The sequence below is a fragment of the Metabacillus flavus genome, from assembly GCF_018283675.1.
Taxonomy (GTDB): Bacteria; Bacillota; Bacilli; order Bacillales; family Bacillaceae; genus Metabacillus_B; species Metabacillus_B flavus.
The window spans coordinates 1,926,155-1,941,749 of record NZ_JAGVRK010000001.1; the positions used below are offsets into that span (position 1 = coordinate 1,926,155).

Below are 15,595 nucleotides of genomic sequence, written 5' to 3' on the forward strand. Positions count from 1 at the left end.
GAACGGGAGAGTGTTCATCATGAACGGAAAAATGAAAGCGCTTGTAAAGCACCATGAAGGCTATGGAGCACAGCTGCAAATGGTTGATATTCCTAAAATAAAAGAAGACGAAGTCCTTATAAAAGTAAAAGCAACCTCAATCTGCGGAACTGATGTTCACATTTATACGTGGGATCAGTGGTCGCAAAGCCGTGTAAAACCGCCTTATGTATTTGGCCACGAGTTCTCCGGAGAAGTCATTGAGGTCGGAAGCAAAGTAACCAGTGTAGCTGAGGGTGACCACGTATCTGCTGAAACGCATTTAGTATGCGGCCAATGTCCGCAATGTTTAACCGGCAATGCCCATATATGCAAAGATACAAAAATTATTGGGGTGGATACGAATGGCTGTTTCGCAGAATACGTAGCCCTTCCAGCCTCTAATCTTTGGAAAAACCCGAAGGACATGCCTTGGGATGTCGCATCCATCCAGGAGCCGATGGGCAATGCCGTCCATACTGTTCTTTCTGGTGATACAGCAGGCAAAACCGTTGCCATTATAGGATGCGGACCGATTGGCATTATGGCAGCAGGGGTAGCAAAAGCAGCGGGAGCATCACAGGTTATTGCTTTAGATCTAAACAACTACCGTCTCGAACTCGCTGCTGCAATGGGAGCGACGACAATCATTAACTCAGGGGAAACCGACCCTTTGCAAAAAATTCTTGATCTGACGAACGGGAATGGAGTGGATGTTGTCTGCGAAATGTCAGGTCATCCAGTTGCGATGGACCAAGGCTTTAAAATGGTTACAAACGGAGGGCGCATCTCTATTTTAAGTTTGCCTGTTCAGCCTGTGCAGATTGACGTAACGAATGATATTGTATTTAAAGGAATAACGGTGAAGGGAATTACCGGCCGGAAGATGTACGAAACGTGGCAGCAGGTTTCAAGTCTGCTAAAATCCGGTCAGGTAGACGTAGAGCCGATGATTACTCATCATCTGAAGCTTGAAGATTTTGAAGAAGGCTTTGAACTAATGATCCAGGGGAAATGCGGGAAAGTCGTATTGCATCCATAATTTTTGAGGAGGGTTTTTAATGAAAGGTTTTGAATATTTGCAAGAAGAACTTGATCAAATGAAAGAACAGGGAACGTTCCGTAAACTCGTACCGCTCGAATCTGAGCAGGGCTCTAAAGTGGTTATTGACGGCAGGGAAGTGATTCAGCTCTCCTCCAACAACTACCTTGGTCTTACTTCCCATCCAAGGCTTCGTAAAGCAGCCATTGAAGCAACTGAAAAATACGGGGCTGGAACAGGCTCCGTCCGAACCATTGCCGGTACGTTTTCCATGCATGAAGAGCTGGAGAGAAACCTCGCAAAATTTAAGCATACAGAAGCATCACTTGTTTTCCAATCCGGTTTTACTACGAATCAGGGTGTACTGTCATCCATTCTAACAAGTGAAGATGTTGTCATTTCGGACGCTTTAAACCACGCATCCATTATAGATGGAATCCGTCTGACCAAGGCAGCCCGCAAAGTATACAAGCATGTCGATATGGAGGATCTTGAACGTGCGCTAAAAGAATGTTCGGATTACCGTGTCCGTCTCATTGTAACGGATGGTGTATTTTCGATGGACGGCAATATCGCTCCGCTTCCTCAAATCGTTGAACTCGCAGAAAAATATGATGCGCTGATCATGGTTGATGACGCACATGCTTCAGGCGTCCTTGGAGAAAATGGAAGAGGGACCGTTAATCACTTTGGATTAGATGGACGCGTTCATATTCAGGTGGGCACACTTAGTAAAGCGATCGGTGTTCTCGGAGGGTATGTAGCAAGCACCCAGACGCTTATTGATTACTTGATTCATAAAGGCCGTCCATTTTTGTTCAGTACATCGCATCCGCCTGCTGTGACAGCAGCCTGCATCGAAGCAATCAATGTTCTTCTTGAAGAACCGGAACTCATTGAAAAACTTTGGGATAATGCAAAGTTCTTTAAAGATGGTTTAACTAAACTCGGCTTTGACACAGGGAAAAGCGAAACTCCGGTTACCCCCGTTATTGTCGGAGACGAAAAAAAATGTCATCAGTTTTCTGATAAACTTCTTGAATACGGTGTATTTGCACAGGGTATTGCCTTTCCGACCGTTTCAAAAGGCCAGGCCCGTGTAAGGACGATCGTAACGGCTCAGCATTCAAAAGAAGAGCTTCAAGAAGCTTTGAATCTCTTTGAAAAAGCGGCAAAAGAATTGAACATTCTTTAAGTGGGAGAGAGGAGCGATCCTCTCTTTTTTTCTGTATTTAAAGCGGCATCTATTGTATGCAAGTCTGATAGAAGTTATACTTTAGTATTGATAACTTGTTTTTAATGTAATCAGTCGTTGGCTGATACAACAGATAAAAGCGGTATTTGAAAGGAGCACTCTCCATGAACGAAAAACAGCGTGAAGAAAATAACCAGGTTACTCCTGAAACGAACAAAACAGAAAAAGACTACAGCAAATATTTTCAAGCTGTCTATATGCCTCCGTCCTTGAAAGATGCAAAAAAACGGGGCAAAGAAGACATTCAATATAAAAACGATTTTTCGATCTCCGAAGAGTTCAGAGGGATGGGAAGCGGAAAAAAATTTTATATCCGTACATACGGCTGCCAAATGAATGAGCATGATACAGAAGTGATGGCGGGAATATTTACTGCGCTCGGATATGAAGCGACAAATTCCACTGAGGATGCAGACGTTATTCTCCTTAATACTTGTGCCATCCGAGAAAACGCTGAAAATAAAGTGTTCGGCGAAATCGGGCATTTAAAGCCTTTGAAGCTGAATAAACCAGGCCTGCTCGTTGGAGTATGCGGATGTATGTCCCAAGAGGAATCCGTCGTAAATAAAATACTGCAAAAGCATCCTCACATCGATATGATTTTCGGAACGCATAATATCCACCGTCTTCCTCACATTCTGAAGGACGCGTATATGTCCAAAGAAATGGTCATTGAGGTTTGGTCAAAAGAAGGTGATGTAATCGAAAACCTTCCGAGAGTCAGGAAAGGCGCCATTAAGGGGTGGGTGAACATTATGTACGGCTGTGATAAGTTCTGCACCTACTGTATCGTTCCTTATACACGCGGAAAAGAACGGAGCCGCCGTCCTGAGGAAATTATCCAGGAAGTTCGCCAGCTTGCAGCACAGGGCTATAAAGAAATTACGCTCCTTGGACAAAATGTCAATGCATATGGTAAAGACTTTTCGGACCTGGATTACGGGCTTGGCGATTTAATGGATGAACTTCATAAAATCGATATCCCGAGAATCCGCTTTACAACAAGCCATCCGCGTGACTTTGATGACAGGCTGATTGAAGTTCTTGCAAAAGGCGGAAATCTTCTGGATCATATTCATTTGCCTATCCAGTCCGGAAGCTCAGATGTACTGAAGCTCATGGCCCGCAAATATACTCGCGAGCACTATATAGATCTAGTGAAAAAGATTAAAACAGCCATGCCAAATGCAACCTTAACAACAGACATCATTGTCGGTTTTCCAAATGAAACCGAGGAACAGTTTGAAGAAACACTGTCCATCTATAGAGAAATCCAGTTTGATGCGGCCTACACTTATATCTATTCTCCACGGGAAGGCACACCTGCTGCTAAGATGCAGGATAATGTTCCGATGCGTGTGAAAAAAGAACGTCTTCAGCGTCTGAATAACCTTGTAAATGAAATTTCTGCCAAGAAAATGCAGGAATATGAGGGACATGTTGTCGAAGTATTAGTTGAAGGGGAAAGCAAAAATAACCCTGATGTATTAGCCGGCTACACAGAAAAAAGCAAGCTCGTCAACTTCCGTGGACCTAGAGAAATCATTGGCCAAATCGTAAAAGTAAAAGTTACGAAAGCTAAAACATGGTCGCTGGACGGGGAGATGGCAGAAGAAGCTATAGAGGTGAACTGAGGATGACACGTTATTCAAAGGATGACATTGTGGCCCGTGCTAAGGAACTTGCGCAAATGATTTCAGAAACAGAGGAAGTCGACTTTTTCAAAAGAGCCGAAGCGCAGCTCAATGAAAATGAAAAAGTGCGCAGTATGATTGCAAGCATTAAAAGTCTGCAAAAACAAGCGGTCAATTTCCAGCACTACGGTAAAACTGAAGCGCTGAAGCAAATTGAAGATAAGATCGACAGCATTCAGGAAGAACTGGACCAGCTGCCAATCATCCAGGAATTCCAGGATTCACAAATTGAGGTTAATGATCTGCTTCAGCTTGTGGCTAATACCATTTCCAATCAGGTAACTGATAAAATCATTGAAAGCACAGAAGGTGACCTGCTGACGGGCGAAACAGGATCCAAGCTTAAAAACAGTCCGGGCGGAAGCTGCTGAATGTAATGATTTGAGAAAGACTGCCGTGAGAACCGGCAGTCTTTTTGTGCTTTTCTGAAATGTGGTTCCATTTTGCAAGTTAAATCATCAAAATCTATTAAAGAACGGTTTGGTTGAAGGTGCATACAATATCTGAAGATGGCATAAGCGTTCACAGCTATTAAAAGGGAGTTTGAAATCTCTAATTGCCGGCGGACTGAAAGTAATTGCTGACAAATTGAAGATAATTGCTGATTAATCGGAGGTAATTGCTGACTAATCGGAGGTAATTGCTGATAAACCAAAGATAATTGCTGACTATATACAATAAAATGATCATCAACTATTCCGTCACCCACCAAGCTGGATCCTATTCCAATCACAAGCATAAACAAGCGCCCTATGCTTTAAAAGCTATACATATCTAAGTTCCCTGCACTAAGTTTTGCTATCCAGCTGCGGCGGCTAACTCTTCGGCCGCTTCACTGGCCCTGTCAAAGTTCGACTTTGTCAGTTCCAGCTCCACCGTCTCTCACAACTAAACAGCCGCTTCCGCTTTAAAAAAAAGGCACATTTTTTTGGGCTCATGCATACATATGAAATAGGAACGTCATGGACTAAGCAGACCGTGTCTGCGGGTTCGTGTAATTCAAAGTACTATCAATATTAGCCCAGCATACGATGGAACGAATATTGATTGAGGAGGGTATGCTTGAATGTCTGAATACAGAGAAATTATCACTAAAGCGGTTGTTGCGAAGGGACGAAAGTTCACACAATGCACGCACACGATCTCCCCGTCTCAAAGACCTACAAGTATTTTGGGCGGCTGGATTATCAACCATAAATATGAACCCCATAAAGTTGGTAAGACAGTCGAGGTCGAAGGTACTTATGACATTAACGTTTGGTATTCATACGATGATAACACGAAGACGGAAGTTGTTACCGAGCGGGTCAAGTATGTGGATGTTGTAAAACTAAAGTACAGAGATAATCATTTTATTGATGATGAGCATGAAGTATGCGCAAAGGTTCTTCAGCAGCCGAACTGCCTGGAAGTCACCATTTCTCCAAATGGCAATAAGATTATTGTTCAGGCTGAGCGTGAAGTGCTGGCTGAAGTAATCGGCGAGACGAAGGTATGTGTCGTGGTTCATCCGGATGGCTGCGAGGATGATGAATGGGAAGAAGACTTAGAGGATGAATTTGAGGATCTTAATCCTGAGTTTTTAGCTGGAGAAGCAGAAGAGTAAAAAGCTAGGGAGGTGTCCTTCCTAGTTTTTTTGTGCTCTTTTTTTAACAGTAGTTATTCATGTAAAGGGGAGGGCTCAGTATGTTATAATTAAGTTTGTTTTTGATTAGGATAGGCAATGGGGGATATAAATGGCTACTTACACGCCGATGATGCAGCAATACTTAACGATTAAGGCAGATTACGAGGATGCCTTTTTATTTTTTAGATTAGGTGATTTTTACGAGATGTTTTTTGAGGATGCCATTCGTGCATCACAGGAGCTTGAAATAACGTTAACGAGCAGAGATGGCGGGAGCAGTGAACGAATTCCGATGTGCGGTGTTCCCTATCATTCTGCCCCAAATTACATAGAACAGCTGATTGAAAAAGGCTATAAGGTGGCAATATGCGAGCAAACGGAAGATCCTAAACAGGCCAAAGGTGTCGTCCGGAGAGAAGTTGTACAGCTGATCACACCCGGCACGGTTATGGACGGCAAGGGCGTTTCAGAGAAAGAAAATAACTTCCTTGTCAGCCTGACGGTGCTTGCGGATGGCTTTGGATTCGCAGTTACCGATTTAACGACAGGTGAAAACAGTGTAACGGTGGCAAGCCGATTTGATGAGGCGCTAAACGAAATCTATTCGCTTGGAGCAAAGGAGGCTGTAATAGAAAGCACCCTGTCTGAGGACTATATAAAAATGATGAAGGACCGGTGCAATGTGGCGGTATCCTTTGAAACCAATGATTCGCCGGAGCAGATTCCGGGAAATCTTTTCTCCAATATCCAGGATCAGCACCTGCAAAGGTCCTTTGCAAGGCTTTACCATTATATTATCCGGACTCAAAAGAGGAGCCTGGATCATTTGCAGGCTGTCCGTCATTACGAGCTGACGAACTTTCTTAAAATGGATTTATATTCCAAGCGAAATCTTGAGTTGACGGAAACGATCCGCAGCAGCGGGAGAAAAGGTTCATTGCTGTGGCTTCTGGATGAAACGAAAACGGCCATGGGAGGTCGTTTGCTGAAGCAATGGATTGACAGACCGCTTATTGACAGACTAAAGATTGAAGAGCGGCATGAAATGGTCCAGGTTCTGCTGGAAAGGTTTTTTGAGCGTGAAGATATTAGAGAAGGCTTGAAGGAAGTATACGATTTAGAACGTCTGGCAGGAAGAGTAGCTTTCGGGAATGTAAATGCAAGAGACATGATTCAGCTGAAAAAATCGCTGCAGCAGGTTCCAATGCTTGCAGCTCTCGTTCAATCCCTAGACCATTCATATTCTAATAAACTGGCAGAACGCATTGATCCTTGTGATGAGCTAAAGGACCTCCTGGAGCAGGCTCTTGTTGAGCAGCCGCCGGTCTCTGTTAAAGAGGGGAACATGATGAAAGAGGGGTTCAGCGAACAGCTCGATCAGTACCGTGATGCAAGTAAAAACGGGAAAACCTGGATTGCCGAGCTAGAAGCGAGCGAAAGAGAAAGAACGGGTATTCGTTCATTAAAAGTGGGATTCAACCGGGTATTTGGCTATTATATCGAGATTACGAGAGCCAATCTGCAGCATTTGCCTGAAGGTCTTTACGAACGCAAGCAAACATTGACCAATGCAGAACGGTTTATCACTCCGGATTTAAAAGAAAAAGAGGCACTGATTCTAGAAGCGGAAGAAAACATGGCAGAGCTTGAATACCAGCTGTTTAATGAACTTAGGGAACAGGTGCGAACGTTTATTCCGAGATTGCAGGCACTCGCTAAATGCATAAGCGAACTGGATGTTCTGCAGTGCTTTGCCACGGTCAGTGATAAACGCCGCTATGTAAAGCCATCCTTTTCCGATGATCGGCTTGAAGTAACCGGGGGCCGTCATCCGGTCGTCGAAAAGGTTTTGCAATCTCAGGAATATGTGCCCAACGATTGCAGGATGGGCGATGGCAGCGGCAGAAGCATGCTGCTGATTACCGGTCCCAATATGTCCGGTAAGAGCACCTATATGCGTCAGGTCGCATTAACGGCGATCCTTGCACAGATCGGGTGTTTCGTTCCCGCGGAAAAAGCAGTGCTGCCAATTTTTGACCAGATTTTCACTCGAATTGGGGCAGCAGATGATCTAATCTCAGGTCAAAGTACATTCATGGTAGAAATGCTTGAAGCGAGAAACGCGATTGTTCATGCAACGAAAAACAGCCTTATTTTGTTTGATGAAATTGGCCGTGGTACATCCACATACGATGGAATGGCTCTTGCACAGGCAATGATTGAATATATTCATGACAAAATTGGAGCAAAGACCCTGTTTTCCACCCATTATCATGAACTGACGGTTTTAGATCAGCCTTTGAAATTGCTTTCCAATGTCCATGTCAGAGCGGTCGAGCGCAATGGAAAAGTTGTTTTTCTCCATAAAATTTCTGAAGGCCCAGCTGACCGGAGCTATGGAATTCATGTTGCTGAGCTTGCGGAACTTCCTCCCGATCTCATTAAAAGAGCTCAGCAGATTTTAGAAAAGCTCGAAAATCAGCCGAAGACTCAAGTAAAGGAGAGGGAGTCAGAAAAACAGCCTGCTGTCCAGGAAGAAGAGGCTCAGCTGTCGTTCTTCACTCCGGACAAGCCTGTTAAAAAGCAGAAAAAAGGGGAAGCGGCAGACAGGGTGCTAAGAGACGCTCTGCTCGAATTGAACATCCTTGAAATGACACCGCTTGAAGCGATGAATAAATTGTTTGAACTTCAAAAAAACGCAAGATAAAACAGAAAGGAGTTAATCCAACATGGGCAAAATCGTCCTGCTTAATGATCAGCTCAGCAACAAAATAGCGGCTGGTGAAGTGGTTGAACGTCCTGCTTCTGTTGTGAAGGAGCTAGCAGAAAACGCGATTGACGCAAACAGTTCAGTTATTGAGATTGAAATAGAAGAAGCGGGGCTTGGCTTAATCCGGATCATCGATAATGGAGACGGAATGGAGCCTGAGGATTGTTTAAACGCCTTTCACCGCCATGCAACGAGCAAGATTAAGGATGAAAATGATTTATTCCGCATCCGGACACTGGGCTTCAGAGGAGAAGCCCTTCCGAGTATTGCGTCTGTTTCCCATGTGGAGATGAAAACGAGCAATGGGATAGATGAGGGATCCTTTTTGAAGCTTACAGGGGGAAAGGTAGAACAGCATGAGGCCTCTTCAAGCCGCAAGGGCACGGATATTACCGTCTCCAACCTGTTTTTTAACACTCCTGCCCGTCTCAAATATATGAAAACCGTCCATACCGAGCTTGGCAATATTACGGATACGGTAAACCGTTTAGCTATGGCCAACTCATCGGTTTCTTTCAGGTTGACCCATAATGGCAAAACCATACTCCATACGAATGGAAACGGGGATGTCCGCCAGGTGATGGCCTCAATTTACGGGTTATCCGTCGCGAAGAAAATGGTGCCGATTTCACTGGAATCCCTTGATTTTCAGGTGACAGGCTATTTAGCACTTCCAGAAGTGACAAGAGCATCGAGAAATTATATTTCAACCATTATTAATGGCCGGCATATCAAAAATTACGCGCTGGCAAAAGCCATCATGGAGGGCTACCATACACTTCTCCCAATAGGCCGGTATCCGATTGCGTATCTAAATATTTCGATGGATCCCTTGCTTGTTGATGTTAATGTTCATCCTTCTAAAATGGAGGTAAGGCTCAGCAAGGAAGCGGAGCTGTACGAGCTTGTTTCCAAGGGTATACAAACAACGTTCCGCAAAAAAACACTCATCCCGGAATCACAGCCTCAAAAAGCTAAGCCGGCGCCGCACATGGATGAGCAGCAGATTTTATCATTTGAATCATACCGTCCGTATGAAAAAACACCTCGAGCACCCATTCAAACGGAAGAGCAGCAGGTTCAGGAGGAAAGGGAGGCTGAGCCTGCGGCAGTGCCTGACAATGACTTTACCGGAGTGGTAAAAGAAACAGTCCCTGAAAGAAATCTCCCTGATGAGAAGACTCATGAAGAAAATGCTCGAGTGGAGCCAAGAGTTCCTCCGATGTATCCAATTGGACAAATGCATGGGACGTATATTCTCGCCCAGAATGAAACAGGTCTCTACATGATTGATCAGCATGCTGCGCAGGAACGAATTAAATATGAATTTTACCGGGAAAAGGTAGCAAAAATGGAGAAGGAAGTGCAGGAGCTGCTTGTGCCAATAACCTTGCATTATTCTCATGATGAGGCGCTAAGGATTGGAGAGTCATTAAATGCTCTTGCTGAAGTGGGAGTGTTTCTTGAGCCTTTCGGCGGGAGCAGCTATATTGTCCGCTCGCATCCTCAGTGGTTTCCTTCAGGTAAAGAGCAATTTGTTATTGAAGAGATGATCCAGCAAGTTCTGGATCTTAAAAAACCGGATGTCAAAAAACTGAGGGAAGAAGCGGCGATTTTAATGAGCTGCAAAGCATCCATTAAAGCGAACCGCTATTTAAGGATTGATGAAATGACGGCTCTTCTCGAGGAATTAAGAAGAGCGGAAGATCCTTTTACTTGTCCGCATGGTAGACCGGTCATTGTTCACTTCACCACGTATGAAATGGAAAAAATGTTTAAACGTATTATGTAATCCCCGTCACCGGGCATCCCTTCTCTGTGTAACTTATTAGAAAGAGAACAGAGGAGGAAGTTGAAATGAGGGTGGTTTTTGCCCCGCCGGATTTCCCGTCGCACAGTCATGTGTTTTTAATTGAAACGTCTGAAAGTGTTGGTCATACTCATGTAATGGATGGTTTTACAAAGCCTGTGAATGGGAATGCATTTGATGGGCATTTTCATTTTTTCAGCGGGATCAGTTCGTTTGAGGAAGGGCACTATCACCGTTTCTACGGTAAAACGGGACCCGCTGTCCCGCTGCCGGATGGGACGCATTACCATAGTATGTCTGGCAGAACGTACTTAAATTATAATAAACCTCCAGGTGTGACTGCGGGAGGCGTGCAGTATGCTGAAGGCGGAATCGAACGCCACTTTCATTTATTTGATGGTATGACTGGGAATCCGGTAGGTGTGGATCAGCCGGCATGGTATAGATGGAATCCGCTATGGCTATAATGGTTACGTATCTGATTGGGAATCATGCTATACTAGCTTTGAGAATGCACGTGGAGATACTGAGAGAGTGATATATAAATGCTGGAAAATCAAAAAGTAATAGTCATCATAGGACCAACTGGAGTCGGAAAAACGAAACTTAGCCTCGAAGCTGCCCATAAGCTGAATGGAGAGATTATCAGCGGCGATTCGATGCAGATTTACAGAGGAATGGATATTGGGACGGCCAAAATACGCCAGGATGAGATGGAGGGCATCCCCCATCACCTGATCGATATAAAAAATCCGGATGAGAGCTTTTCGGCTGCGGATTTTCAGCAGCTTGCGCGATCCTGTATTGAAGATATTGCTTCAAGAGGGAAAATGCCGATTGTGGCAGGGGGGACTGGTTTATATATACAGTCTCTGCTTTACGATTACCAGTTTTCAGAACAGCCGTCAGATCCTGAATTCCGCCTGCGCATGGAGAATATGGCAGAGGAAAAAGGTGCGGAGTATATCCACTCGCTTCTAATGGAGGCAGACCCTGAATCGGCTGAGCGCATCCATCCCAACAATCAGAGAAGAGTCATCAGAGCATTAGAAATTTTTCATGCCTCAGGGAAAACCATGACAGATCAGCTTGAAAGTGAGTACCGGTCGGAACATTATCAATCTGCAATTATAGGCTTGACGATGGACCGTGAAACCTTGTACTATCGAATTAACCAGCGGGTTGAAAAGATGCTTGAAGAAGGACTGCTTGATGAAGTTACGCGCCTTTACCAAACCGGATTGAAAACAGGACAGGCTGTTCAAGCGATTGGATATAAAGAAATCTACCGGCATCTTGATGGTGAAATCTCTTTAGAAGAAGCTGTTGAGCAGCTTAAGCAAAATTCGAGAAGATATGCAAAACGCCAGCTTACATGGTTCCGGAATCGAATGGACGTCAAATGGTACGATATGACTCCTCCGGCCCAATCCGAACAGAAGCTTGACGAAATTTTTACATATATAGCAGGAAAGCTTCATCTTTAATCGAATAGTAACCATATAGAGAAATGAGGAGGACAAATCATGAAACAAGCAATCAATATTCAGGACCAATTTTTGAACCAGCTGCGCAAGGACGGAATTTTTGTCACTGTATTCCTTCTTAACGGATTTCAGCTGAGAGGGCTGGTAAAAGGATTCGATAATTTTACTGTACTGCTTGAGACCGAAGGCAAGCAGCAGTTAATTTATAAGCATGCAATCTCAACGTTTGCACCGCAAAAGAACATCCAGCTTGAAACGGAATAATCAATGATTAAAATGGGCCGCATACAGCATCGTATGCGGTTTTTATTTTGCCTATTTCCAGTGGTTGTACATGTGCCCTAGATGAATACATATAAGAAGATCAGGCATTTTTATAGTGTAAAACATTTAATTAGGGGTTTCCTGCCGATTAAGCGACTCCAATAATGGGCATTTGTCACGGCAGAGCCGTGCTAAGCGTATAGTATCACAGAAAGCTGAGGTGACTCTCATGGATCAGGCAGTTACTTATAAAAATAACGGACAAATCAATATTATCCTTAATGGCCAGACGAAAGCAGGCAAGGAAGCGGAAGGTAAGGGCTATGACCTTGTTCTGCCCAAAACGGATTTTAAGCACGCCATTCTCAGGCAGATTGAAGAGGAAATGGGCACGCTTGTCGGAATGGAAGAAATGAAGCGGAATATAAAAGAAATTTACGCCTGGATCTTTGTCAGCCAAAAGCGTGAGGAACAAGGGCTAAAGGCAGGAAAACAGGCGCTTCATATGATGTTCAAAGGAAATCCGGGTACAGGAAAGACTACGGTGGCCCGGCTGATCGGAAAGCTGTTCTGTCAAATGAACGTGCTTTCCAAAGGGCATTTGATTGAAGCAGAGAGGGCTGACTTAGTAGGAGAGTATATCGGTCACACCGCTCAAAAAACGAGAGAATTGATAAAACGGTCGCTTGGCGGGATTTTATTTATCGATGAGGCTTATTCACTCGCAAGGGGCGGAGAGAAGGATTTCGGTAAAGAAGCAATAGACACACTCGTAAAGCACATGGAAGACAAACAGCACGAATTTATCCTCATTCTTGCCGGCTATTCCAAAGAAATGGATCAATTCCTTGCAATCAACCCCGGTTTGCATTCCAGATTTCCGCTCGTTATTGATTTCCCGGATTATACAGTTGACCAGCTGATGGACATTTCGAAAAGAATGATTGAGGAGCGGGAATATGTATGGAGCAGGGAAGCAGAATGGAAGCTGAGAGATCATTTAATGTCCGTCAAGAGCATGACGCAGCCATCAAAATTCAGCAACGGCCGTTTCATACGGAATGTAATTGAAAAATCGATCAGAGCTCAGGCTATGAGACTGTTATTGGCTGATAAATACAACCGGGATGAATTGATAACGATTAAAGCTCAGGATTTGATTGTCCGTGACGAGAAGCCGCTTTGAGCGGCTTTTTATTATGTGATAGAGATAATCTGTATTCGCAAAAGTCGAAAAACCAAAAAAAATGGAGATTTATAGGTTTTCCTTTTTAAAAAAGGGGTAAATGTTTAGAGGGGAATTGCCACCTTTAAACAATTTCCTAACATTGAAGTCAGAATGTTTAAAAAGATGGGAGGGAGCTCTTTGAACAAGAGAAATTGGAGCAGCGCTGCTAAAGTCATCATTATTGCAATAGTGCTCTCGCTTGCCGGATGCGGTCAATCAGGAGATGGGAAAGTAAAGCTGGATTTTATGTGGTTCTCTGACGGCGGAGAAGGAGAAGTCATGAAAGAAATTATAGAAAAATATGAAAAGCAGAATCCGGATGTCGACATTAATCTGGTGGAAATTGCGTTCAAGGATGTAAAAACCAAATTAAAAACCATGATAGCAGGCGGAAAGCCGCCGGCGCTTGTCCGGATAAATGATACATATGAATTTGCTGATTATGCAATAGATTTGACTGATTATGTTGGAGATCAGGAGAAATTCATCAGCCAGTTCGAGGATTCCATCAAGCCATTTTATGTCATAGACGGGAAAATTATTGCAGCCCCGATGGACATAACGGCCAATGGAATGTACTACAACAAGGATCTTTTCAAAAAGGCGGGAGTGAAGGTTCCGCAGACGCCGGAGGAAATTTGGACGTGGGATGAGTTCACGGCAGCCTTAAAAAAGGTCAAAGAAAAAGGGGATGCACGATATCCGATGGTGTGGGATTCGTCAGGACACCGCTGGTCGACGATGATGTACGAATATGGCGGCAGCTTGTTTAATGAAGATTTGACTAAAGCAGCCGTTAACGGTCCTGCATCTGTAAAAGCACTAACCGACTTCAAGAAAATGCATAAGGAAGGCCTAATCCCCGATTCTGTATGGCTTGGCGGCGAGAATCCTAATAATCTGTTCCGCTCAGGTACAGTTGCCGTCCATTTAGCAGGAAACTGGATGATGGGAAGCTATAAGGATATCACACATTTTAGTTGGGGTGTCACCTATCTGCCTAAAGATGAAACGCGATCTTCCGTGCCGGGAGGAAAGTATGTAATGGGCTTGAAGAATACCGGTGTAGAAAAGGAAACCGCGAAGTTTATTCAATATTTATCAACAAAAGAAGTTAATGCAGAGTATATAGAGAAGTCCTTATTCCTAAGTGCAAGAAAAGATAACAAAGATCTAAATTATCCGCTGGATGATCATATGTTTGATGTGTTTACGGATGAGTTTAAACATACAACTCCGCAGGCAGCAAAAGACTGGTCATATCAGCAGGTCATGAATAAAAACGCTGGAGATTTAACAACCGGGATTGCGAAAGCTCTTAAAGGAGAATCGACTCCCCAGGAGGCTCTCGATGAAGTGGCTGAAATCTTCGATGGCACGATTGAACAAAACAATAAACAGCCATAGAGGAGGGTGATAAATAATGGTGGTTGAAAAATCAAAGGCTATGCCTATGCCAATAAAGAAAACAAATGTACAGACGATGAAAAAAGCGCAAAGAAAAAAGAAGATGGCGCCCTACTTATTTGTCCTTCCGAACCTGTTAATTTTCTTAATATTTATAATCATTCCTGCTTTAATGGGACTTGTCTATTCATTTACAAGCTATAATGGCGTATCGGATATGAAATTTACAGGCTTGGAAAACTATATTCGATTGTTCAATAACGCTGAATTCTGGAAAATAATGTTAAACACACTCATATACGCTGCACTTGTTGTGCCGCTTGTGTTTGCGATCTCACTCGGAATTGCCATGCTGATGATTAAGGAAATGAAGGCAAGAGGTCTTTTCAGAGCCATTATCTTCTGGCCGACTATGATTTCTTTCATTATTGTCGGCCTATCCTGGAAATGGATATTTGGAGACAGCTTCGGGGTTATAACCTATCTGCTGGAGGCGGGTGGACTTCCGCCGATTAAATGGCTGTCGGATCCGGTTATTGCGAAGATAACCATCGTTATTGCAACTGTATGGGCCCGTGTCGGATTTTTCATGGTCATATTTATCGCCGGCCTGCAGAGCATACCAGCTTCTTATTATGAAGCCGCGCAAATAGACGGGGCAAGCAGAAGCCAGCTTTTCTGGAAAATCACGCTCCCGCTCTTAAAACCGACGAGCCTTCTTGTTTTTATGCTGCTGATTGTAGAATCAGTTAAGGCTTATCCGCTCATCTTTTCCCTTACAGGTGGCGGACCGGCTAAAGAAACGACCTTAATTGTTCAATATATCTTTGAGTTTGGATTCACGAAAAGCGAAGTCGGCTATGCAAGTGCCATGTCGGTCGTATTGTTCCTGCTGATTGGTGCGTTCACGCTGATTCAATTTAAATGGGCAGAAGGGGGGAAAATCGATTGACACAGAAAGCCGGTTTCTTAACGTATTTTGCCTTGATTGTA

General features: G+C 43.9%; 13 protein-coding genes. All 13 read left to right on the plus strand.

Annotated elements, in window-relative coordinates; genetic code table 11:
• Positions 1–19 precede the first annotated feature (19 nt).
• The 13 genes from tdh (at position 20) to J9317_RS09925 (ending at position 15,554) form a co-directional block, all read left to right on the plus strand.
• The gene (gene tdh, locus J9317_RS09865; protein ID WP_211558219.1) at positions 20–1,060 is read left to right on the plus strand and encodes an L-threonine 3-dehydrogenase; all 1,041 of its coding nucleotides are present in this window, start codon (positions 20–22) and stop codon (positions 1,058–1,060) included.
• A 19-nt stretch (positions 1,061–1,079) separates the two neighbouring features.
• On the plus strand, positions 1,080–2,255 hold the full coding sequence (locus tag J9317_RS09870) for a glycine C-acetyltransferase (protein WP_211558221.1): 1,176 nt from the start codon (positions 1,080–1,082) through the stop codon (positions 2,253–2,255).
• A 164-nt stretch (positions 2,256–2,419) separates the two neighbouring features.
• Positions 2,420–3,949, plus strand: a complete 1,530-nt coding sequence (gene miaB, locus J9317_RS09875; RefSeq protein WP_211558223.1) for a tRNA (N6-isopentenyl adenosine(37)-C2)-methylthiotransferase MiaB — start codon at positions 2,420–2,422, stop codon at positions 3,947–3,949.
• Between the two features lie 2 nt (positions 3,950–3,951).
• Positions 3,952–4,380: a regulatory iron-sulfur-containing complex subunit RicA gene (gene ricA, locus J9317_RS09880; protein ID WP_211558224.1), complete on the plus strand. Its 429-nt coding sequence runs from the start codon at positions 3,952–3,954 to the stop codon at positions 4,378–4,380.
• A 695-nt stretch (positions 4,381–5,075) separates the two neighbouring features.
• Positions 5,076–5,615, plus strand: a complete 540-nt coding sequence (locus J9317_RS09885) for an outer spore coat protein CotE (protein WP_211558225.1) — start codon at positions 5,076–5,078, stop codon at positions 5,613–5,615.
• 130 nt (positions 5,616–5,745) lie between these two features.
• Positions 5,746–8,343 (plus strand): DNA mismatch repair protein MutS, encoded by a 2,598-nt coding sequence (gene mutS / locus J9317_RS09890; RefSeq protein ID WP_211558226.1) that lies wholly within the window; start codon positions 5,746–5,748, stop codon positions 8,341–8,343.
• Positions 8,344–8,365: 22 nt separating this feature from the next.
• Positions 8,366–10,198, plus strand: coding sequence for a DNA mismatch repair endonuclease MutL (gene mutL, locus J9317_RS09895; RefSeq protein ID WP_211558227.1), 1,833 nt, complete (start codon positions 8,366–8,368; stop codon positions 10,196–10,198).
• 65 nt (positions 10,199–10,263) lie between these two features.
• On the plus strand, positions 10,264–10,683 hold the full coding sequence (locus tag J9317_RS09900; RefSeq protein ID WP_211558228.1) for a YmaF family protein: 420 nt from the start codon (positions 10,264–10,266) through the stop codon (positions 10,681–10,683).
• A 78-nt stretch (positions 10,684–10,761) separates the two neighbouring features.
• Complete coding sequence (miaA, locus tag J9317_RS09905) at positions 10,762–11,703, plus strand: tRNA (adenosine(37)-N6)-dimethylallyltransferase MiaA (RefSeq protein ID WP_284143270.1); 942 nt, start codon at positions 10,762–10,764, stop codon at positions 11,701–11,703.
• Positions 11,704–11,742: 39 nt separating this feature from the next.
• On the plus strand, positions 11,743–11,967 hold the full coding sequence (gene hfq / locus J9317_RS09910; protein WP_035411703.1) for an RNA chaperone Hfq: 225 nt from the start codon (positions 11,743–11,745) through the stop codon (positions 11,965–11,967).
• Between the two features lie 229 nt (positions 11,968–12,196).
• Positions 12,197–13,153, plus strand: a complete 957-nt coding sequence (spoVK, locus tag J9317_RS09915) for a stage V sporulation protein K (protein WP_211558230.1) — start codon at positions 12,197–12,199, stop codon at positions 13,151–13,153.
• Between the two features lie 180 nt (positions 13,154–13,333).
• A complete protein-coding gene (locus J9317_RS09920) occupies positions 13,334–14,602 on the plus strand; it encodes an ABC transporter substrate-binding protein (protein WP_249292107.1) in 1,269 nt (422 codons plus the stop codon).
• A gap of 16 nt (positions 14,603–14,618) precedes the next feature.
• Positions 14,619–15,554: a carbohydrate ABC transporter permease gene (locus tag J9317_RS09925; RefSeq protein WP_249292109.1), complete on the plus strand. Its 936-nt coding sequence runs from the start codon at positions 14,619–14,621 to the stop codon at positions 15,552–15,554.
• Positions 15,555–15,595: the final 41 nt, after the last annotated feature.

Coding starts and splice junctions, on each gene's coding strand:
- mutS (WP_211558226.1), top strand. CDS start 5,746: ATGGCTACTTACACGCCGATGATGCAGCAATACTTAACGATTAAGGCA.
- miaA (WP_284143270.1), top strand. CDS start 10,762: ATGCTGGAAAATCAAAAAGTAATAGTCATCATAGGACCAACTGGAGTC.
- tdh (WP_211558219.1), top strand. CDS start 20: ATGAACGGAAAAATGAAAGCGCTTGTAAAGCACCATGAAGGCTATGGA.
- J9317_RS09870 (WP_211558221.1), top strand. CDS start 1,080: ATGAAAGGTTTTGAATATTTGCAAGAAGAACTTGATCAAATGAAAGAA.
- spoVK (WP_211558230.1), top strand. CDS start 12,197: ATGGATCAGGCAGTTACTTATAAAAATAACGGACAAATCAATATTATC.
- ricA (WP_211558224.1), top strand. CDS start 3,952: ATGACACGTTATTCAAAGGATGACATTGTGGCCCGTGCTAAGGAACTT.
- mutL (WP_211558227.1), top strand. CDS start 8,366: ATGGGCAAAATCGTCCTGCTTAATGATCAGCTCAGCAACAAAATAGCG.
- hfq (WP_035411703.1), top strand. CDS start 11,743: ATGAAACAAGCAATCAATATTCAGGACCAATTTTTGAACCAGCTGCGC.
- J9317_RS09885 (WP_211558225.1), top strand. CDS start 5,076: ATGTCTGAATACAGAGAAATTATCACTAAAGCGGTTGTTGCGAAGGGA.
- miaB (WP_211558223.1), top strand. CDS start 2,420: ATGAACGAAAAACAGCGTGAAGAAAATAACCAGGTTACTCCTGAAACG.
- J9317_RS09900 (WP_211558228.1), top strand. CDS start 10,264: ATGAGGGTGGTTTTTGCCCCGCCGGATTTCCCGTCGCACAGTCATGTG.
- J9317_RS09925 (WP_249292109.1), top strand. CDS start 14,619: ATGGTGGTTGAAAAATCAAAGGCTATGCCTATGCCAATAAAGAAAACA.